Source organism: Gracilimonas sp. (assembly GCF_017641085.1).
Taxonomy (GTDB): domain Bacteria; phylum Bacteroidota; class Rhodothermia; order Balneolales; family Balneolaceae; genus Gracilimonas.
Window position 1 is genome coordinate 543,767 of sequence record NZ_JAEPPI010000002.1, and the last position, 20,125, is coordinate 563,891.

The 20,125-nt window shown below is 38.9% G+C and carries 17 protein-coding genes; 10 read left to right on the forward strand and 7 right to left on the reverse strand.

Annotation, left to right across the window (positions count from 1 at the left end; genetic code table 11):
- Positions 1-30: 30 nt before the first annotated feature.
- On the reverse strand, positions 31-570 hold the full coding sequence (locus JJ941_RS09450; RefSeq protein WP_290964275.1) for a YceI family protein: 540 nt from the start codon (positions 568-570) through the stop codon (positions 31-33).
- Positions 571-831: 261 nt separating this feature from the next.
- Here JJ941_RS09450 and JJ941_RS09455 point away from each other — a divergent pair, with 261 nt between their 5' ends.
- Positions 832-2,067, forward strand: a complete 1,236-nt coding sequence (locus JJ941_RS09455; protein ID WP_290964278.1) for a hypothetical protein — start codon at positions 832-834, stop codon at positions 2,065-2,067.
- A 24-nt stretch (positions 2,068-2,091) separates the two neighbouring features.
- Here JJ941_RS09455 and JJ941_RS09460 read toward each other — a convergent pair whose 3' ends face one another.
- The 3 genes from JJ941_RS09460 to JJ941_RS09470 all read right to left on the reverse strand — a co-directional run bounded on the left by JJ941_RS09460 (position 2,092) and on the right by JJ941_RS09470 (position 5,547).
- Entirely contained in the window at positions 2,092-3,822 is a 1,731-nt protein-coding gene (locus JJ941_RS09460) for a histidine kinase dimerization/phosphoacceptor domain -containing protein (RefSeq protein ID WP_290964281.1), read from the reverse strand.
- Positions 3,823-4,214: 392 nt separating this feature from the next.
- Positions 4,215-4,628, reverse strand: a complete 414-nt coding sequence (locus tag JJ941_RS09465) for a hypothetical protein (protein ID WP_290964283.1) — start codon at positions 4,626-4,628, stop codon at positions 4,215-4,217.
- Entirely contained in the window at positions 4,621-5,547 is a 927-nt protein-coding gene (locus JJ941_RS09470; RefSeq protein WP_290964286.1) for a hypothetical protein, read from the reverse strand. The genes JJ941_RS09465 and JJ941_RS09470 overlap by 8 nt, the downstream gene beginning before the upstream one ends.
- A gap of 806 nt (positions 5,548-6,353) precedes the next feature.
- Here JJ941_RS09470 and JJ941_RS09475 point away from each other — a divergent pair.
- Positions 6,354-7,064 (forward strand): SOS response-associated peptidase, encoded by a 711-nt coding sequence (locus JJ941_RS09475; RefSeq protein ID WP_290964289.1) that lies wholly within the window; start codon positions 6,354-6,356, stop codon positions 7,062-7,064.
- 211 nt (positions 7,065-7,275) lie between these two features.
- Positions 7,276-8,487, forward strand: coding sequence for a T9SS type A sorting domain-containing protein (locus JJ941_RS09480; RefSeq protein ID WP_290964291.1), 1,212 nt, complete (start codon positions 7,276-7,278; stop codon positions 8,485-8,487).
- A 272-nt stretch (positions 8,488-8,759) separates the two neighbouring features.
- On the opposite strand, the gene JJ941_RS09485 is transcribed toward JJ941_RS09480, so the two are convergent.
- On the reverse strand, positions 8,760-9,866 hold the full coding sequence (locus tag JJ941_RS09485) for an IS110 family transposase (protein WP_290964294.1): 1,107 nt from the start codon (positions 9,864-9,866) through the stop codon (positions 8,760-8,762).
- 179 nt (positions 9,867-10,045) lie between these two features.
- Entirely contained in the window at positions 10,046-10,654 is a 609-nt protein-coding gene (locus JJ941_RS09490; RefSeq protein WP_290964297.1) for a hypothetical protein, read from the reverse strand.
- 72 nt (positions 10,655-10,726) lie between these two features.
- Here JJ941_RS09490 and JJ941_RS09495 point away from each other — a divergent pair, with 72 nt between their 5' ends.
- Positions 10,727-12,070 carry a DNA polymerase IV gene (locus JJ941_RS09495; RefSeq protein WP_290964300.1) on the forward strand — a complete coding sequence of 448 codons (1,344 nt, stop codon included), beginning with the start codon at positions 10,727-10,729 and terminating at the stop codon, positions 12,068-12,070.
- A 101-nt stretch (positions 12,071-12,171) separates the two neighbouring features.
- The gene (locus tag JJ941_RS09500; RefSeq protein WP_290964303.1) at positions 12,172-13,032 is read left to right on the forward strand and encodes a hypothetical protein; all 861 of its coding nucleotides are present in this window, start codon (positions 12,172-12,174) and stop codon (positions 13,030-13,032) included.
- 150 nt (positions 13,033-13,182) lie between these two features.
- On the opposite strand, the gene JJ941_RS09505 is transcribed toward JJ941_RS09500, so the two are convergent.
- Positions 13,183-14,289: a hypothetical protein gene (locus JJ941_RS09505; RefSeq protein ID WP_290964305.1), complete on the reverse strand. Its 1,107-nt coding sequence runs from the start codon at positions 14,287-14,289 to the stop codon at positions 13,183-13,185.
- A gap of 169 nt (positions 14,290-14,458) precedes the next feature.
- Between JJ941_RS09505 and JJ941_RS09510 the strand changes: the two genes are divergently transcribed.
- The 5 genes from JJ941_RS09510 to JJ941_RS09530 are packed head-to-tail and all read left to right on the forward strand — an operon-like array spanning position 14,459 to position 20,024.
- A complete protein-coding gene (locus JJ941_RS09510) occupies positions 14,459-15,286 on the forward strand; it encodes a type IV toxin-antitoxin system AbiEi family antitoxin (protein WP_290964307.1) in 828 nt (275 codons plus the stop codon).
- 2 nt (positions 15,287-15,288) lie between these two features.
- Positions 15,289-16,086, forward strand: coding sequence for a nucleotidyl transferase AbiEii/AbiGii toxin family protein (locus tag JJ941_RS09515; RefSeq protein WP_290964309.1), 798 nt, complete (start codon positions 15,289-15,291; stop codon positions 16,084-16,086).
- Between the two features lie 33 nt (positions 16,087-16,119).
- Positions 16,120-17,829, forward strand: coding sequence for an AAA family ATPase (locus JJ941_RS09520; RefSeq protein ID WP_290964313.1), 1,710 nt, complete (start codon positions 16,120-16,122; stop codon positions 17,827-17,829).
- Positions 17,810-19,594 carry an ATP-dependent helicase gene (locus JJ941_RS09525; RefSeq protein WP_290964316.1) on the forward strand — a complete coding sequence of 595 codons (1,785 nt, stop codon included), beginning with the start codon at positions 17,810-17,812 and terminating at the stop codon, positions 19,592-19,594. Before JJ941_RS09520 ends, JJ941_RS09525 begins: the two co-directional genes overlap by 20 nt.
- 13 nt (positions 19,595-19,607) lie before the next feature.
- A complete protein-coding gene (locus tag JJ941_RS09530) occupies positions 19,608-20,024 on the forward strand; it encodes a hypothetical protein (protein ID WP_290964319.1) in 417 nt (138 codons plus the stop codon).
- The last annotated feature ends 101 nt before the right edge of the window (positions 20,025-20,125 follow it).

Genomic DNA, 20,125 nt, shown 5'->3' on the forward strand with positions numbered 1-20,125 from the left:
TATACCTAAATAAATAATAACTAAGCGAGCCTATGCTTCCACGGGTTCACTTTCTACGACCTGTACATTCAGGTGCAACTTAACTTCATCAGCCACAACCACGCTGCCGGCTTCGGTTACTGCACTCCATTTAAGCCCGAATTCCTTTCGGTTGATGGAGCCATTAATTTCAAACCCGGCTTTGGTTTGTCCGTAGGGATCGTCCACAGTTCCGCCGTGCTCAGCGTTCAGGGTCACTTCTTTGGTGATGTCTCGGATGGTTAAGTTTCCGGTCAATTCGTACGTATCCTCACCGGTGTTTTTGAATGAAGTGGACTCAAACTTGAGCTTTGGAAATTCTTTGGCGTTGAAGAAGTCGTCAGACTTGAGGTGAGCATCTCTGTCTTCATTGTTGGTGGTAATGCTGTCGATGTCAGCTTCAAAGGTAACAGATGCATTCTCGAAAGAGTCGCCTTCCGTCTCTAACGCTCCGTTAAAGCTTTTGAAATTTCCGGTTACGGTCGAAATAACCAGGTGCTTCACTTTAAACTGTATCTCTGAATGAGTAGGGTCAATATTCCAGGTTGCCATAATAATATAAGTTAGATTAGTATTAAATAGTTTAATGTTGAACTAAATGTATGCACATATAACTCACCACGGAAATAGAAAGTTCCTATTGCCCTGATATTTGACTTTCATAGACTGAATGAACCGGCCGGCAAGTGGGTTAGTCCACTGTCATGTAAGCAAAAAGGCTCTTTTTAATAAAGAATTACAGAAAAGGCAGTACCCTCTGTTTACCTTAATCATGCTTCCAAGATTAAAACCAACGTTAATTTATTCCATCAAATGAAAAAGAAACTAACGTATTTGTTGCTGCTGGCCGGTTTTATATATCCCGGATCTGTAACGGCTCAGGATTCAACATCAACCATCAATGTATTTTTGGATTGCCGAAGAACATGTGATGAGAGTTTTGTCCGTGATGAAATTCAGTTCGTTAATTACGTTCGTACAAATGAAGATGCAGATGTGCATTTGTTGATCACCCGTCAACAAACCGGAAGCGAGGGGCAGGAATATACGCTTGAGTTTATTGGAGAAAATGACTTTTCAGGGGTAAACGATGTAATGATATTCTATTCTCCGGAATCGGATACCGAGGATGAAAGGAGAAATGGATTAAACCAGTACATTAAATTGGGTTTATTTCCTTACTTAAAAGATCGGCCGGTAGCCCAACGGTTAATTATTGATTTCGACGCTGCAAATGAAGGAAAACAACAAGAGCAAAGAGATGACTGGAACTTTTGGGTGTTTGATATAAACGCCGATACGGATCTGGAAGGAGAGAAGTCTGAAAATGAATTTTCGCTAAACGGTCGGCTAAGTGCAGAAAGGGTAACTCCGGAATGGAAGTTTGAGCTTGAGGTACAGCAGTACTACGAAAAGCAAACGTTTGAAGATGACGGAGAAACCGACACCTTTACCCGCGAAAGCAGAGACGCCGAAGCACTAGTAGTTAAAAGCCTGGGAGACCATTGGTCGGCCGGTATTTCATCACAAGCTCGCCATTCTACAAGAAGTAACTATGATTTATTACTGGAAGGAAGTCCGGCGATAGAGTACAGCGTATTCCCGTACAGCGAATTTACCAAACGGGAAATTACTTTTATGTATCGCTTTACAGGTGGGTATTATGATTACAATGAAGTAACGGTGTACGGTAAAACCTCTGAGAAATTATTACAGCAACAACTAAGTTCCCAAATCAGGTTTACGCAACCCTGGGGTGAATTTGAGGCCCGGATTGTTGGCTCCGCATTTCTGCATGATTTTACCAAAAACAGGATAGGAACCGATCTGCAACTGGACTTCAGAATTTTTCGTGGCTTGTCGGTCTATTTCAGGGGAGAATATGACTGGATTAACAATCAACTTTCTATCCCGGCCGGAGGTATTACCGAACAGGAGCAGCTGCTGAACCTGCGAGAACGGGCAACCTCCTATTCTTATGAACTCAGCTTTGGCCTGGAGCTAAGCTTTGGTTCTATTTACAACAATGTGGTGAACCCGAGATTGTAAGTGAATGCTTTAAGGCGAAAATAATTAATCCGACTCCAGCACCTCTTTGCTAAAGGTAAGAGTAAAAACGGTGCCTTTATCTGAAGAGCTAAAAGAATAGTCTTCGGCTATTTGTTCAGATAACATATCTATTAGTGACAGTCCTAATGAGTCACTTTCAGTGGGATTGAAATTACTGGGTAACCCGACACCATTATCTGAAATTTTAAGGTGAGGTTTATCCTCGGCTGCTTCAGGGTTTAAATCCAAATTCACACGGCCCTTCTCCATGCCACTGAAAGCATGTTTGAAAACATTAGTAAGTACTTCATTAACAACTAACGAACAAGTTAAAGCATACTCAACGGGGATGGAGAGTGGTTGACAATTAAACACTAATTCAACCTCAACATCTGTCTGTAATGTTTTTTTAATTGTTTGAGCCAGAAGCTTAAGGCGTTCACTAAAATCTAAGGCCGCATAGTTTTTGGTTTGGTAAAGTTGTTCATGAATGCTGGCCATGGTATGGATTCTGGCTATGCTGTCAAGTAACCGGTCTAAAACAGCTTCATTCTGTTCATCAGAAGCTTGTAAATGAAGCATGGTGACTAAGACGGAAAGGTTGTTCTTAATACGATGGTGGATTTCTGAAAGCAGGGTTTCCTTTTCCCTGAGCGAATCCAGAATTTGCTCGTGTTTAATCTGCCGTTCCGTTATATCCCTGGTATTCACAACGTATCCCTTAACAGCAGGGTCATTGCTAAGGTTTGTGATCGTGCCTTCCAGCCACCTCCATTGTTTCTCATTATTCAAAAAACGAAAAGGGTTAATCTGAACTGTTTCGTTGTTAGATAGAGAAGTAAATAATGTGTAGAGTCTGTCTTTATCATCTTGATGGATAAGGTCGAATGCATTTTTATCCATGAAGTATTCCGGAGGAAGATTTAGTACGTTCTTTGATGCCGGACTGGCGTACGTATAGTTGCCTTCTTCATCAAGGATGGCAATCATATCCATCCCGTTTTGTACTAAAGCTTTAAACCTTCTCTCATTAAGTTCAAGATCTTCCTCGGCTTTTCTGCGCCCCGTTACATTCTGGCTGATACCATAAAACCTGATACACTGTCCGTCAGCGTATTCAGGCTCACCGGTAGCTCTTATCCATCGTTCATCACCTTTGCCGCTTATAATTTTTAATTCAACATCAAATGGGATCTCATGTTCAATAGCGTCATAGGCGGCTTTGGCAAAGGTTTCGCGATGGTAACCTTCCTTAAACAATTGAATCGTACTTTCTACATCGGGGTGGTAATCCGCTTCAAAACCATGAACTTGTTTGGTGATATCGGACCAGTGTAGCTCATGGTTAATCATATCATATTCCCAGGTACCAATGTGAGCGAGTTGGTAAGCCTTATCAATGAGCTCCTGCTCTTCCTGTATTCTCTGTTTCGATAGAATACGGTCTATTTTTGATGCTACAAGCATGCATGCAGTCTCAATGAAATAGGTATCATCTTCATTGAAGTGATGGTCGCTCTCCGCAGAAACTGAAACCACCACAGGAAGCCCGCCTGCTTCATAACCGGTTTTATAAAATTCAGTGTTTGAGGATTCGTGCCCTGAATGATGAGAAATGTCATCAAAACTTACGCTTACTAAAACGCCTGCCTGTTCAGGCCAGAATTTAGATATAAGATGAGAAGCGTTGCGAATGAGGTCAGAAACCGAAAGCTCATAATCATTGAGTTGGGTGATCTCGTGAATTAATTTCATCGCGAGATTCAACGTTGAATTCTCTGAACGCTCAAGTTCCGTAAAGTTACTTCCCATTATTTACAGGGTTAATTAACCACACAAAGTTGATGTGGATTAGGTTGTTAAAGCTTTTATAAAACCTAAAGAGGGTTATTACACTTTAAGTAATATAATAATATTAGAAACCTTTAATAATAGGTGTGGGAAAATTGTAGAATAGAAGGAAAAGCATATAAATAAAAGTACGCCCGGAAGAAAGCACAAGTCTTCACACTATTGCCTTAAAACGCACTTTATTGATGATTAAAGGCAGATCCTATTTTTTGTTTAAGTGGGTGAAGGGGAGGGAAATGAAAGATTTGTTTGCCGACTACGAAGAATTAAATCCTGCTGATTGATACTCAGTTTCATTACATTTTTTTCCCTATCCAAGGCTCATTTTCCTCAAATAGAGTGTGTATAATCTCTCTTATAAAATTATAATTACCCTTAACTGAGTTTCTGAATTGTTTCGCTCTTAAATATCTGATTGTTTTATCAAAGTCATCGAAATGTCTTTTATCAACGGTAAACTTCTTAAAATCTATACCAATAATTTTTTTTGTACTCTTTTCTAAAAAATAATCAATTCCTTCATTTTCAAACTTCTCTGTTACAATATCGTCTTCACTTATTGGGTATTTAAATTTTATAAACCTTCCGCCGTTATGCGATTTTATAATTGCTTCCTTAGGAATTAGCGCATAAGAGACATTCGTTTTTTGATCAGCCGTATTCTTGATAGAAGGCATCTCATTTTTTGTAATATCAATTGTCTCATTCATAAATATTTCCTCCATAAGTTGACCCGATTAGATTTAGGTATGGATTTAATTCATCTGACTCTAAATCCGTAAAAGGATTGATCCCTTTAATGCAATCAATTATTAATACTCCGACTGGTCCAGTTTTGCCGTATATAGCATCTGCTTTAAAATGTATAGAACGAGAATTAAGACGTTTTAATGTGTTTATATCAGATATGTATGACTTATCCATGTATTCTCTAACCTTTACGGCTTCAGGATCATTTTGATCATTTAGATTTATTTTATTTAAATCAATGTCGTTAATTTTTGGAAGCGAGGTTATTTGAATACTTTCGTAATTTTGTATAACCCTTGCCGCTATCCCTTCACAGTTGTCTATGGTATTAGGAGTATAAAAAAATTTAGTATCTGAGTCCTTAATTTCCCAACCAGCTCTTTGAATAACCTTAATGTATCGCCCTTTTTGAGGAAACTTTACATTTGGATCTCCAAACCAATTGAAAAACGCTGTCCCTATTTTGCTATATACATAATATATAAATCCCTTACAATAGTACCAGTAAGGTTTTATCCTGCCAATGTCTGCAAATAACGTGACACGCATATCCCTATTGTTGTCAAATTTATCTTCCAGAAGCTCTTCCATTATTGCTTTTCGGAAATCTGACGGTTGTTTTTTTATTAAGAAGTATCTGTAAAAAGCTTTTTTTAAAACTATTACTGAAATACTTATAAGGGTTATCCATAGTTTATTATCGAAAAACCAAGCTATATTTCCGTCAATAAAATCAATATGTGTCTTCGGAATATCCTGCAGAGTAAAAATTCCATAAATTGACACAATTAATAAAGCAATTATATCAAGTACCGTTGTAAAAGCATCAAGTTTCTGATAAAACTTTATCGAGTCTGTATCACTTGAATATTGTCCCACTAAAACCTCTATTTACATTATAGATAGGTATTGCACTCAGATAATAATTGATTCTGTCTAAATGAACAAAACTTAAAATTTGAAGTAAAAAATTATGTTACCCATCGTTACCCCAAATACTCAATTTGATGAAGAATTGATAATCATAAAAAAACCATTGCCCCTTTAAGAAATTACAAGGCAATGGTTTACATATGTACGCCCAGAAGAAAAGAATATTCTTCACTTTAATAGGTTAAAATACACTTTAATGATCATTAACGGCAGATTCTTGTTTATACTAAAGCGGGTCAAGGGAAGGAAAAAGAAAGTTCTGTTTTGCCAGGCTTTATAATCACCTTATTAAATTTAAAAGAAAGATAAAGACTTGAACTATCGTGAGAAATAAAGCCTCTCACTATAATTTAGGCTCTGTTGTTAGAAATATTATATATCCTAGTTCTGTTAAAAGAGCTAAAGAATCCCTTTTTCTATAAGCTCCATGTACTCAAAATAGTCCAGATACGGGAAGCCTGTTGTCCCCTCACAACCGAGTTGAATTGTCTTGAGCTCCATGTCTAACAGAATTTCAGCTCCCTCTTTAATTGTCGGGCGATCAATCCACTCTACATGATGGTTATTAAAACGGTGCCGTACCAAAATATAACTCTGGGCTCAGATAAGTGAATAAGTCCAAGTTGCATGGACCGTTCAATATGGGCGAATCTGTGATTTATTAAGTCTTGAATTTCCATGAGTATTGGCAATAATTCATATTCTGGAAATCAAATAGTACATTTTGGTAATCACTAATTCAACTCAGGCATATGTGTGGTCGATATGTATTGTTTAGTAAGATTCAAGAGATCGATGATTTCTTAAACTCAATTGATAGTGGCAAATATCGAGCACCAGGTAAACAGGGAGAATTTATTTTCCACCCAAACTACAATGTAGCCCCTACCAATATTATGCCGGTAGCTATGACCGGAGAAGATGGGAAAAGAATACTGATGCCGATGCACTGGGGTTTCATGGGCTGGAAGCCCAAAGAAGGGGATCGTCCGTTTTTACCTATCAACACCAGGGACGATAAAGTCATTAAAAGCCGCATGTGGAAAGGCCCCTTTCAGCATAAGCGATGTATTGTTCCGGCTAATGGGTTTTATGAGTGGACGGGCAGCAAAGGAAATAAAACCCCACACTTTATTTACCCAACTCAGGGAAAACTGATGGGATTTGCTGGGATCTACAATGACCTTGCCCCAGAGGACAAAGATGCTGAATACTCCTATTCCATCATAACCACCGATCCTAATAAAGTGATGGAAGATATCCACGACCGTATGCCGGTGATCCTACATCCTGAAGAGTTTGATGACTGGCTGAACCCGGAAAATGATGATCCCAACTTCCTGAAAGAGTTTTTGGCGCCGTATCCGGAAGATGGCATTCAAGAGTATATTGTATCAAAAGCAGTAGGGAATGTGAGAAACAATGGGCCAGGGTTGATAGAGAAGGCTGATCTGTTTGGATAAACTAACTCCTGACCTAAAGGTTTTTATCAGTAAATATTATCTACAATTATCCTGGTCAAGAATTTCTGATTAAATACTGTATTATCCGTTAGACACGTATTAATTAATGGCTTGTACTTTTATGCTGAATTTTCACACATTCCTTCATTCCATATAATTATATGTTAGGTGGCTTTAGTACAGTAACCGTAAATATTAAAGTGAGGAAAAAATGGTTTTTAGAAAAATCTGCTTTTTTACTGTTATATATTTCGTGTTTTTTAGCTTTGATGCGAAATCGCAATGGAGCAAATTCGAGGGATTAAATGATAATGAGGTTCGGGCAATTGCCATTCAAGACGAAAATATTTTCGTTGGAGTGTATTCAAATGAGAATATTTTTATGTCAGAGGATGGTGGAGAAACATGGACTTTATTCAATGAAGGCATAACACCAGTTCCCGTGTTAGATATATTATTGAAAGATCCTGATATCTTTATTTCAACCGAAGGAAGTGGGGTTTATAGAATGTCAGATTCTGCTAATACTTGGACAAAAGTTCACAATATTGGTTATAAATTATTATTGAAGGATGATGATGTTTTTACCGGTAGTAATCATGGAGTTTACCGTTCTTCTGACAATGGAAATTCTTGGACTCAAGCGGATAGCGGATTGTCTCGTCCCCCGAACACAAATGTTCAATCTTTTACCTATTTAGGAGATAGTATTTTTGTAGGAACATGGGGAGACGGAGTTTTCTTTTCTGCAAATAATGGAGATTATTGGCAACAAATAAATGATGGCTTGAATACCTTATTTGTTTGGTCGTTCGCCACGATGGACTCAACTATTTTTGTAGGAACACTTGGTGGGGTTTACAGAAGAGAATTAACAGGTACTAATTGGCAAGAAGTTAATGAAGGACTCTCTAATAATAAGATTCACGATCTAACAGTAAACGAAGGTAATTTATTTGCTGGAACAGACCAAGGTGTATTCTATACAACTAATAAAGGTGAAGATTGGCAAAGTTCAAATATCGGCCTTCCAGATACAACCGTATGGAGTTTAGAAACAGATAATGATTTTATCTATGCTGGAACAGAAATCGGTTTATTTAAACGGCCTTTATCAGATATAATTACATCAATTAAAGTTGATAAAAACGATATTCCGAATGAGCTAACTCTAAATCAAAATTATCCGAATCCATTCAATCCATCAACAACTATTTCATTCGATATACCTTATAGCGCATTTGTAACTTTGAAAGTTTTTGATATAACTGGAAGAGAAGTTAGAACATTGATATCTGAACGAAAGATATCAGGAGAACACAAAGTCGTTTGGAATGCTCAAGAATTATCTAGTGGTATATATTTTTATCAGATTAAGACAGAGTTCTTCAATAAAACAAAGAAGATGATTTTGTTAAAATAAAGAAGCCACCTAACACCATTAAAAAGGACTTTGTCAAGTAGATAGTCTTTTCCCATCTGCGATTATGCACTTCTTTAAAAACTAAATTTTCTTTTCCTCATTGATACTTTAACTGGGTAATTAAACCTGCTTCTTTCAATCTAAGGGATGGTCCTTGTAATAAACCGGCCATCCAACACCATTTCGGGCTTATTCCCGACACGTTTGTCGGGACTGTAACCTGTGGGGTTACCATCCCGGATCTTACATCGATTACCCATTCGGAGTCCCAATCAAATTGCGTCGGGCTGTGAGGGATCTGCTCGATCACGCCCTCTTAGGCTGCGCGGGCTTACCGAATGAGGCCAGTTTAAATAGGTGTCTTTGGGTGTTTCCTTCCCTTTAAAGCCTTTGTACGGCTCATTTCTGGAAAGCATGAAATACACAATACGAGCCAGTTCTTTGGCGACAACCGTCCAAGCGACATGTTTACCGCTCCGTCGGCGGATCTTGTTGTAAAACTGCCGTACCGGTGGGTAAAAACTCACTGCTCCGATTGCCGCCTGACTAAAGGCCACCTTCAGGTACTTATTGCCATCTTTGTTGCGGGATTTATGGCGTCGCTTGCCGCCACTATCGGCGGCTCCCGGAACCAGCCGGCAGTAACTGACAAAATTCTTATCGCTTTTGAAGCGTGAAATATCTCCGATCTCTGCCAGGATGCTCCAGCTACTCACTTTGCCGATGCCCGGCACCTGAGAAATGCGATCGTAGTTAGGAAATTCCGACCGAAACCCATCAATCTGTTTTTCAATGCGGTACACCTGGGCTTCCAGCAGTCTGAATTGATCGATCTGAAGGCTTGCTTCCAGGCTGGATGCGGGAGGAAGATGACGGCTCAAATGCTCTTCCAATCGGTTCAAATCACGAAACGGATATTTCGGTATCGGCACATTGTACTTGAAGAACAGATTGTACAGGCTATCCTGTACCTTACATCTGCGCCAGACCATACGAAGCCGCGCCCGAAGCAATTCCCGAAGTTCCCTCCGGGTGCCCATCACCATATGAGCGGCCGGGATCAAATCGGCGGCTAACAGCTGAGCCAACCTGTGGGCATCCACCGAATCCGTTTTTACTTTGGCATAAGCAATGGCCTTGAGCATTTTGGCATGAGCCAGCACGAGCTCTATGTCCCGGCTTTCGGCCCAGTCGGCGAGCCAGTACCAGCTGCTGGTGGCTTCCACCACCGCCTTGGTGGGTCCACTGATTTCCCGGATCAACGCATCGAGTTGATCGGTCTGGTTGGTGAGTTTCCACTCACCGATTTTCTTCCCGTTGGATGAAACCGCACAAATTGTCATATTACGTGTATGAAGGTCTATTCCTAAATAGGTCATGATGTCCTCCGTGGGTTGTGTTATTGTGGAATATCCAATCTACGTGAGGACGTCCTTTTTGGAAAGATCAAGGCGTTTCAAGTGGATTTTAACGTAGCACGGGTTGCCACTAAAAAGTTTTTGAGAATTATTGCCGTTGTTAAAAATTAATTGGTTAAAACCGCTTAAACGCCGGGTCGTTATTTAACAAAAAAGAACTCCTCATCCACTTCCTGCATCATCCGCCAGTCTAACTGATCCAGGATATACACCAGGTGAAAGAACCGGTGTTCATCGGTTTCCACCACGTAGTTTAGCTCTTTGGTGATCATGACGTTTTCGGTATGCCGGGTGGGGATACCTATAACCTGGGCGGAGTTAATCTTCCCCGACTGAAACCTATAAGGCTGCATGCGTTGAATAAGCGGTCGTTCGGTTCCATCATAATGCTTCTTAGCCAGCTCTTCCGGAAGCAACTCAAACCGGTAAGGCACAATCCGGTGGGCCCGGGATGGCAGGTGTTTGTGCCGTTGCACGTAGACGAGCATCCGGTCAATGGTTTTCCCTTCATAGCCCGGCTGGGGAATCAGGCTCCAGAGTAATTCTTCCTCATCAAACACCAGGTCCAGAATATCCCCGGACTTTGTTTCTACGGTATAGAACGATTTTCTAATCCCTCCCTGCACCTTGCTGTGGCATGACCGTACGTGGGCGACATCCCGCTGATATAGCTTGCGCCAATACGGAGGTTCAATCCCTCCGTACCGTGTGAAAACCGCCAGCATATCTACAAGTGGAAATTTGTTCATGACCATCAAATCTATTTGGTCATTTTAAACTACACACATATATTACACATATCAATATGTATACCGAAAAATATGCCCCATAAAAAGCCCCATCCTTACCAGCCAGAGAAAGATGTCCATCGGATTACCCTGTACAATACGATCTACCCTGAGCATCAGCACCGCTCCAAAAAAGAGCGCCTGTATCTGCATTTTGACTTCGCCTGTTTTTATGCACAGGTCGAGCAGCTTCGGAGGAATATGTATGGGTTGCCCCTGATCGTTGGAGGATGGAGAAAAGAGAGCGGTCAGGTAAAAGGTATTGTAGCAACGGCTTCTTATGAAGCCCGCAAGTTTGGCATCAAAACAGGCATGAGTGCTTTTGAGGCGTATCAGTTGTGCCCGCACGTATGTATGCTACAGGTCGACTATGACACCTATACCGGAATCTCCCAGCAGGTGCATTTTATCTTTAAAGAATTTGCCCCGGTAGTCGAGCGCTACTCGATGGATGAATACTTCATGGAGATCGACTTCCTTCGGGGTCGTTCTCGGAAAGAGATTGACGGGTTTGCCCAGCGTTTACAGAAGCGCATTTATCAGGCTACTCATTTGGTGGGTTCGGTTGGGATAGCCCGATCTAAAACCTATGCCAAGCTTTCCAGCAGCCTGAATAAGCCGAAAGGTCGGACACTGATATTAACGGACGAAGAAGAACGCTCGGAGATCTGGCCCCTGGATGTGGAAGAGGTATGGGGTGTGGGGCGGCGGCGGCATGAACATATATTGGCTGAAGGGTACAAGACCATTGGCGATGTAGCCGAGCGTGGCAACGAGAAAACCTTTATCCGGCTCTTCGGAGCCAACTTTGGCAAGATGCTTTTTCAGACCATCACTGGGAAAGACCAAGGCCGTGTAATGGAAGAGATCTCCGAGGACTACCAGCCCAAAGAAGGCGTAAGCTACGGGCATACTTTCTCGGAAGGCTCAACTGATGTAGACCGGATAAAAGGCGAGTATGCGATAGCCGTGCAGCACATCTGCTATCGATTAAGAGCCTACGGCATCCGGGCTAATTCCTTTTCCGGTATGTTTGGCTTTAACGAACCAGATAAGCCGGGAGTGGGCTTTCGGTTTGTCACCCCGGCCCATACCAATATTGATGATTACGTGTACCAGGCATTAATGAATAAGGTTGGTCCGGCAATTAAAAAAGCCTGTGAGCACGGTATCGAAATCAGAAACATTATGCTGGGCACACATAAGATTGATAAGACGAATCAGCTAAATGTATTTTTCCAGGATGATGAAGACAAAGCGGCTCGGGTCAAAGCCATGGATGAAATCAAAAACCGGTTTGGGCAAAAGTATATTACGAAGGCTAGTACCCTACACCGGGTAAAGGGGAATACGCATTTTTTGGAGAGGAATTGTTAAGATCGGTAGAAATACGTGATTATACCCATTGAGTATTAGAAATAATTAAATTAAGGTGATAAGCATATATGCTTAAACATTAAAAATTACCGGGGTAAGCAATGTTGAAATCAATTCTATCTATTCTATTACTAGTTCTATCTTGCCAAATAGCGTTTGCACAGGATATTGAAGAGTTTTGGTGGGGAGTTACAGATAAATGTTTTGCCGGCTTAAACATTAATAAAAATAATAGCCAATTTATGTCGATGGCTAATAAAAATGGGACTCTTGATGTTTGGGATATAGAAAAAAAGTGGTTTTCAGGTAAAATAAGTAATCCAAATCTTAGATATAGCTATGAAACATTGAAGGAGGAAATCCCCGAATTTCCATTAAAAGTAGATAGCACTTCTACAAGTCCTGGCTGTGATTTTACTATTGATAACTCAATTTCATATGAGCTTGAAATATTTGCAACACTAGTTGATTCTCAAAAAATGGGAAGTATTAATGCTGATATTTTTACATTGCTTAAGAATAATACATCTACTGTTGTTAAGCTAAATGAGTGGTGGTTTGGAAGGGTTTCTCTGGGAGAAATTGAAAATGCGCTTGAAGATTCTCCGAATAATAAATATGTAAAAGATATTATTTCTAAAAAAAATAGATTTTTTAGAGCTAGTTCTGTTAGAAGATTTATTGCTACTACTTCAGTGTCAATAAAAGGTATAGAGGCAAGCTTAAAGTTCGATGAAGATAATATTAATCGTATAAAAGCTATTGTTGAATCTAATCAAGCAGCATTCATCGAGGCAGGGTTTAATTTTGAGTTTACATCAAATACTCAGTTAACATTTGTACACGAGTATGACTCGATTTTTATACCATTTTTAAAGTTTTCATATTATAAAGAAGATGGGGTTGTTGGGTTTACAGGTAATGAAGATGGGCTAGTTGATGCGGATTTTGAGGAGTTTTAATGCTTAAAAATATTATTCTTTCTTGAAAGCGAAAATCTGCACTCAAGGGTATTAAAATGCACTTTAATGTGAATTAAAGTAGAATATGCTTTTAGTTTTAATGGGTCAAAAATAGGAAAATGAAAGATTTGTTTGCGGGATTATAAGGTCTTATCTATTATCATCATTTTGAAAACTCCTAACTAAATCATCGTAAACCGTCTTGCCAAGGGTGGAATTTTCTTCTCCAAGTAACTTCAAAAGCTTTTTAATTGAGGAGTAACCTGCACTTGTTAGAATAAGATCATTGATAGTAGAACGAACACCAATCTTATTTCTAATTTTATTAACCGAGAGAGGTATTGAAAGACTTGGACTTAGACTTAGTATGTCAAAACTTAAATCAAGGCTGCCAAACTTATCTGGGCTGTACTTGGCTTCAATATATTTTTGAATTGACTTCAGAGTTTTTGTGTGTTTTGATATTTCTTTTGTGTCATCATGATCTATAGCTTCCTGAAACTTTTTTAGCCATGACCTCAGGTCTTCATATTCTTTTCTTAGTTGTAATGCGACTGTAAATAAATCTTCAAAGCTATTTGATTCCTCAATGATTATTGAGATTAGTGGAGGGAGTGAGAATTTAGCTTGAATCGACTCTAAGCCCTCATTATCGAAGTAGAGTAATTTGGTTTGATTTGTTGAAATGAAACTTAATGTTTCAGTATAGGCATCTCTTTTAGCGATCGGAGATTGTTTGAACGCATGACCTCGAAGTGGATGGGGTAAATAGAAGGTTTCATATACATGACCTCTGGCCAGCATACCGGCACCGCCCCAAATAAGTTGCGACATGAACTGATCAACATTTCTTTTGTTTTTTACCCATTCCTGTTCATTTTGCAGCTGTATTTCTCGAATACTGGAAGTGACACATAGTTGGTAAACAATTGCTTTTCTTACCTCTTTAAGCTTTTCTTCTTGAAAGTCGTGAACCTTAATTAACCCATCCGATTGGATTCTTTTTAATGAGCTGCTTTCATCCCAAACATTAATAAATTTACTATCTGTGATAATTGTTTCACGAAGAATTAAATTTTGCAGAAAACTAAATAGTGCCTGTAGCTGTATCAGGCCTGAAGAGATTTTCTCAAAAGAGTGTGAATCATGTTTCTGATCCACAACTAACTTGTCTGTTTGTTCACTTGAAAGTCCTGATTGCCCTAAATGGGAGATTTCCTGCAAGGTCCAGTTATCTAATAAGATTTGATTGGGCATGAATTAATTTTTTGGGTTTATCTGCTTTGCATAATGTAAGAATACAGAGACTAAAGGGGATAAGCTATGCAGTTAGTAAATAACGCCATCTTATCCAATCACTTAATACTTGTATTTAATTATGCTTTTTTAGTTCTTAACTGCATAACTGGATGAATTCCGTCCAGTAATGCAGTTGAAAACTAAAATGAACAACGGGAATACATACGAATACCTTAGCCGCTACTTAGACCAACTCCGAAGCAGAGGGCGATATACATTTACTGGGGATGATGTCATTTCGGAGTTTAATTTATCTGATGAGGCTTATCAAAAAGTTATTCAGCGCCTTTCCGATAAAGATCGAATATCAAGGCTCCGACAAAATTTTTACCTAATCATTCCTCCGGAATACGCATCCCGCCAAACCCTACCCTTGGGTTATTTCATTGATGATCTGATGAAATTCCTGGAAAGGGATTATTATGTGGGGCTACTAACCGCAGCCATGTATCATGGAGCTGCTCATCAACAACCACAAACACAATTCGTGGTCTCAGAGCCTCCTTATTTAAGACCAATCAAAAACAGACAGCAATCTATTGTCTTTTGCCTGAAAAAAGGCTGGAATGCTGATTTTGTAACTCAACAGAAAACAGATGCGGGATATATTAATATTTCAAATCCGGCATTAACGGCTCTTGACTTGGTCTCTTACTCAGACCGTATTGGTGGTATAAACCGAGCCGCCACGGTTCTGGCTGAATTAGTCATTGAGCTGAAACCAGACACAATGGCAAAAGCAGCAGAGGATTTCTCTCAAACCACAACCCTTCAACGTTTAGGTTATTTGTTTGATGAGGTTCTTCAGGAAACCACACTGGCTGATGCCATATATAGTGTATTAGACAACCGGAATTACTATCCAACTCAGCTAAATCCCAAAACAGACACCGAAAACCAAAAAGCACCTAACCGTTGGAAAATTATCCCAAATATGAATGTAGAGGTTGACTAACTATGATCCCTAAAGCATACATAGATGCATGGCGGTCTGTAGCTCCATGGACTGAATCTTCACAGGTTGAACAGGATTTGGTTATTTCCAGGGCCGTTGTGGAGATCTTTTCCAATGATTTTTTGAAGGAAAACCTCGCATTCCGAGGTGGTACAGCGTTGCACAAACTCTACCTGCATCCTCAGGCGAGGTATTCGGAAGATATTGATTTAGTACAGCTACATTCTGGGCCAGCCAAACCTATGCTTGAAGCTATTCGGGATCAGTTAATTTTCCTGGGTGGGAAAGATGACCGGCAAGTAAAACTGAATGAGCATAACTGCACGGTCTACTATCAATTTGAAACGGAAATGAGTCCCCCGCCAAGCATGCGGGTAAAAATTGAAATCAATACACGAGAACATTTCAATGTGTTGGGGTTACAGAAAGAAACTTTTTCCGTAGATAATCCCTGGTATCAGGGAAGTGCGGAAGTAACGACTTATCAGCCAGAAGAGCTTTTAGGTACCAAACTCAGAGCATTATACCAGCGAAAAAAAGGCCGGGATTTATTCGACCTCCACTATGCTTTGGAAAACCTTGATGTAGATATAGACAAAATAATTGAGTGTTTTCATGCCTACATGGAACAGGAAGACAACAAAGCCCCTACAGCCCGTGAATTCGAGCTTAATCTGGAAGAGAAGATGCAAGATGATGAGTTTACTGGGGATATTATGGCTTTACTCAGACCTGAAATTGAATATGATCAGGTTAAAGCATATCAACAACTTCAGAAATTAATTATACAACGGCTTTAAAATATTAATTAATCCAAAATACCAAGGGGGTTTATGTGGCTACGTGATCTTAGTATCAAGAATTTTAGAAAAATAGAATCTTTAAATGTCACTTTTCAGAAAGGTCTTTCAATATTAGTTGGTGAGAATAATTCCGGTAAGACAGCAATTATTGATGCCTTAAGACTTATTTTATTTCCAAGTAGGGATTACGATTCTTTAAAAATTTCAGAAGATGACTTTAGATACGGTACAGATTTCAAACCAATCGAAATTTCTTGCCGATTCACAGATCTTAGTGAGATTGATGAAGTTCATTTCAGTGAATGTCTTGTAGATATTGGTGATGGAAAGTTTGAAATACAGATTAATCTAAGAATTGAATTTAGTACTATTTCTAATAGGCCTAATTTTAAAATGTGGGGAGGGGAGACTGAGGGAGGCTCATTGCCAAGTAATCATTATGATAGGCTTGAAACGGTGTATTTGCAGCCGCTTCGAGACCCTGAAAAAGGACTTAGACCAAGTCAATATTCACAAATTGCTCGATTGCTTTCAACTATAACATCTGAAGACAAAGAAGCCGACTATGAAGAGATAGTTAAGACTGCTAATCAGGCTATTCGCAGTCTAGATCAAGTCGAAAGTGCTGTTGGAAGTATAAACAATAAATTGAAGGAAATAACCGGTGATGAGCTATCACAAAAAACGGATCTAATATTTAATGATCCTAATTTCCGACGCATAATTGCTGGCCTTCAACCTGAGATAGATAACCTACCGTTCTCTTTGAATGGGCTGGGATATAACAATCTAATTTTTACAGCAACAACTTTAGCTACATTAAGTAGTGGAGATCAATTTTCACATAAATCAATTCTGATTGAGGAACCAGAAGCTCATCTCCATCCTCAACTTCAGGTACTATTGCTCAGGCATTTAGCTAAGGTAACTGAGAAGGATGAAATCGACGTTCAAGTTATTGCAAGCACGCATTCTCCAATACTTGCAAGTCAGGCACCGATAGATTCGGTCATATCAGTTTCCGATATAGATGGAATAGTATCAACAATTTGTGTAAATAAAATTAAAATTGAAGATAAGACAAAAAAGAAATTACAACGATATTTGGATGCTACAAGAGGAGAATTATTTTTTGCCAGACGCATATTGATGGTTGAAGGAATTTCTGAGGCATTATTGCTCCCTATTTTAACTCAATTTGCTGGTGGCGATCTGAAAGAATCAGCAATAACAGTAATTAATACTCAGGGTATTAATTTTGATGCTTTTTTATCCTTGTTCGTTCAGAATGAAAAAAATATGCCAATAGCAATATTAACAGATGGTGATGCAGATGAAATTGGTGGAGATATTTCAGCAACAGCAAAAGGGTTAAAAGAAAAGGAAGAAGTAGTACACAATCTAAGTGTAGAATTGCCAATAATTACATTTGAACATGAATTAGCCAGATCTGAAGTAATGCTATCTCATTTGATTAACGCTTTCAAGGAAGTTCACCCGCAACTTGGAGTGACCCTGGAACAAGAATTAAATAGTATAAATGGTATTGACCAAAAAGCTAATCGGTTTCTTGAGGTATTCAAAGAGAAAAAAGTTTCAAAGGGTAAGTTTGCACAGGAGCTTGCTTATATTCTTGGTAAAACTGAATTAGGACCTGAGTTTGTACCTGAGTATATAAAAAAAGCTCTTCGACATTTGGGAGTAATAAAAAACGAGGTGAATGATGCGCAACCTTCATAACCTAAAAGAAAAAATAATTGCTCAATCCCCAACAGAAGAGCAGACGGAAGCAATTTTTTCAGAAGACGAGGAATTCCTTCTACGAGCGGCCCCGGGTAGTGGAAAAACATGGACTTCTTGCAGAAGATTTATCTGGCGTGGAGCACAATGGGATTATGAATCGGGTGGAATAGCATTAATGTCTTTTACCAATGTTGCTATTCGTGAATTTAAAAATGCAACCGCAAGGGTTGGGCGTGGTGATTTACTATCTGATCCAAATTATGTTGGCACCTTTGATTCCTTTGTTGAGCGGTTCATTATTACTCCATTTGGACACTTAATTTCAGATACAACTAAACGCCCGAAGCTATTTAGTTCACCTCGACCAAGTGATTGGGATGACCCGAATTTAAAAGTATGGGTTAAGACGAATGGGAGAAATATTCCAAAGCATGCTTGGCAGGTAATTCCTTTCCCTGAAGATGATAAAATTAAATTCAAAACATCTAACTTTTATAATGATCAGGTTTTACCCTTTGAGCAAGCAAAAAACGCTGTTTTAAGCTTGTTGGGATCGGGATATTACACTCATGCCCAAAGAGCGTTCTGGGGTGTAATTTTACTATCCAAAAGACCACATATTGCATCATTACTGGCAAGAAGGTTTCCAGTAATTATTGTTGATGAAGCTCAAGATACAAATGCATGGTTAATTGTATTATTAAATCTAATACGAGAGAAAGGTTCGAAAATTACATTAGTGGGCGATCCGGACCAATGTATTTATGAGTTTAGTATGGCAGATGCTACATCACTCCTAAACTTAAAGGACAAGTGGGAAATTCCAGAGAAACCGTTAAGCAAGTCTTTTAGATGTAATGATCAAATAGCTTCAGTAGTCAAGGTGATTGGTGGTAATAAAGGTTTTACTGGTTATGGTCCAAGCAACCGGGCAGAATATAAAGCATATGTTTACTGTGAATCTTCTGATGATTATCAAGGAAGTGTAGACACCTTTCAGGGGAAATTGAAAAGTTTAAAATTAGATAGGGATAAATCAGCAATTGTTTGCAGAGGTCATAAAGAACTTGAGCTAATGAGGGGAAAGGTAAATTATAAGGATTTGCAAGGAAGTGCTAAACGACTGGCTAAGGCTGCATTTCTTAGAGATTCTATGAATGATTTCCATGAAGCATCAAAGACTGTTGAGAAAGTTCTTAGGGAGATTACTGGGGATGACCCTTATTGGGAAATTATTAATGAAAAACCGGATTCAATTGAAGCACGACACATGGCACTATGTATATGGAGATTTGTTAAGGATGGGAATAAACTTCCATCAGTTAATTTGGTTGGGAGTAATTGGATATCCACTGTTAAAAAAAATATTGAAGACTTAATTGTTGAAATTGGTCTAAATCCTATATCCGGACTTGGGTATAAAATAAATAAAAGAGGTTTATCGAATGATCAACTGAGCTTACCATTATTTGTGGTACTAAATGAATTTCCAAAAATAAGAACAGAGACAATACATAAAGTTAAAGGTGAAAGTATTGATGCAGTTATGACCGTTGGGAGTACTAGATTTTGGAACTCAGTTGTGGATGCAATTGAAAATGGTGAAAATACAGAAGATCGACGGTTAGCATATGTGGCTATGACAAGAGCTCGACATTTTCTTTTTGTTTCGTTACCTGAAAACCATTTTAATACCCATTCTAAAAAATGGGTTAAATGGGGATTTGAAGTTATTGACTCCTCTGAAACTATTATCAATTGAAAATTTAGTTCCCATGCCAAAATCACTAGAATTCTGGGCACTAATCATATCCATTCTTGCGATAATCCTATCTATTTTCACGTGGTATAGGTCTCATAAGATTGACCGTGCCCGAAGAGATGATGAGCAAAGTGATCAGAATAGTGTGGTTTTAAGGGCACATCTTGAACGAGATCCCGGAAAATTAGTGGTAGAAAATATTGGGAACTCAGAAGCGCGTAACATCTCTATTCGAGTAGATAATAATCCTATACTGGATGCCCCAGGCATACAAGTTCCCGTTGGAAGAGATTATTTAATAGGGCCTCATAGTCACATATCATTTAGAGTAAGTTTAAACTTCCAAATACCAGTTCCACAATACATTGAAGTTACTTGGGATGATGATGATTCAACCGGCAAAACCTACCGAAACTCTTTAAGCTATTAGATTATAGTCTCCAGACTATTCTAAATAGACTGTAATAATTACCCATACTTATTCAGAAATAACCTTGCTTTTCTTATTTTTTACAGTAAGCTTTACTGCAT

Excerpts from the sequence above, each read along its gene's own strand:
- JJ941_RS09460 (WP_290964281.1), bottom strand. The coding sequence starts at position 3,822 with ATGAAATTAATTCACGAGATCACCCAACTCAATGATTATGAGCTTTCG.
- JJ941_RS09495 (WP_290964300.1), top strand. The coding sequence starts at position 10,727 with ATGCCCCATAAAAAGCCCCATCCTTACCAGCCAGAGAAAGATGTCCAT.
- JJ941_RS09525 (WP_290964316.1), top strand. The coding sequence starts at position 17,810 with ATGATGCGCAACCTTCATAACCTAAAAGAAAAAATAATTGCTCAATCC.
- JJ941_RS09510 (WP_290964307.1), top strand. The coding sequence starts at position 14,459 with ATGCAGTTGAAAACTAAAATGAACAACGGGAATACATACGAATACCTT.
- JJ941_RS09500 (WP_290964303.1), top strand. The coding sequence starts at position 12,172 with ATGTTGAAATCAATTCTATCTATTCTATTACTAGTTCTATCTTGCCAA.
- JJ941_RS09515 (WP_290964309.1), top strand. The coding sequence starts at position 15,289 with ATGATCCCTAAAGCATACATAGATGCATGGCGGTCTGTAGCTCCATGG.
- JJ941_RS09455 (WP_290964278.1), top strand. The coding sequence starts at position 832 with ATGAAAAAGAAACTAACGTATTTGTTGCTGCTGGCCGGTTTTATATAT.
- JJ941_RS09530 (WP_290964319.1), top strand. The coding sequence starts at position 19,608 with ATGCCAAAATCACTAGAATTCTGGGCACTAATCATATCCATTCTTGCG.
- JJ941_RS09465 (WP_290964283.1), bottom strand. The coding sequence starts at position 4,628 with ATGAATGAGACAATTGATATTACAAAAAATGAGATGCCTTCTATCAAG.
- JJ941_RS09475 (WP_290964289.1), top strand. The coding sequence starts at position 6,354 with ATGTGTGGTCGATATGTATTGTTTAGTAAGATTCAAGAGATCGATGAT.
- JJ941_RS09490 (WP_290964297.1), bottom strand. The coding sequence starts at position 10,654 with ATGAACAAATTTCCACTTGTAGATATGCTGGCGGTTTTCACACGGTAC.
- JJ941_RS09485 (WP_290964294.1), bottom strand. The coding sequence starts at position 9,866 with ATGACCTATTTAGGAATAGACCTTCATACACGTAATATGACAATTTGT.
- JJ941_RS09520 (WP_290964313.1), top strand. The coding sequence starts at position 16,120 with ATGTGGCTACGTGATCTTAGTATCAAGAATTTTAGAAAAATAGAATCT.
- JJ941_RS09450 (WP_290964275.1), bottom strand. The coding sequence starts at position 570 with ATGGCAACCTGGAATATTGACCCTACTCATTCAGAGATACAGTTTAAA.
- JJ941_RS09505 (WP_290964305.1), bottom strand. The coding sequence starts at position 14,289 with ATGCCCAATCAAATCTTATTAGATAACTGGACCTTGCAGGAAATCTCC.
- JJ941_RS09480 (WP_290964291.1), top strand. The coding sequence starts at position 7,276 with ATGGTTTTTAGAAAAATCTGCTTTTTTACTGTTATATATTTCGTGTTT.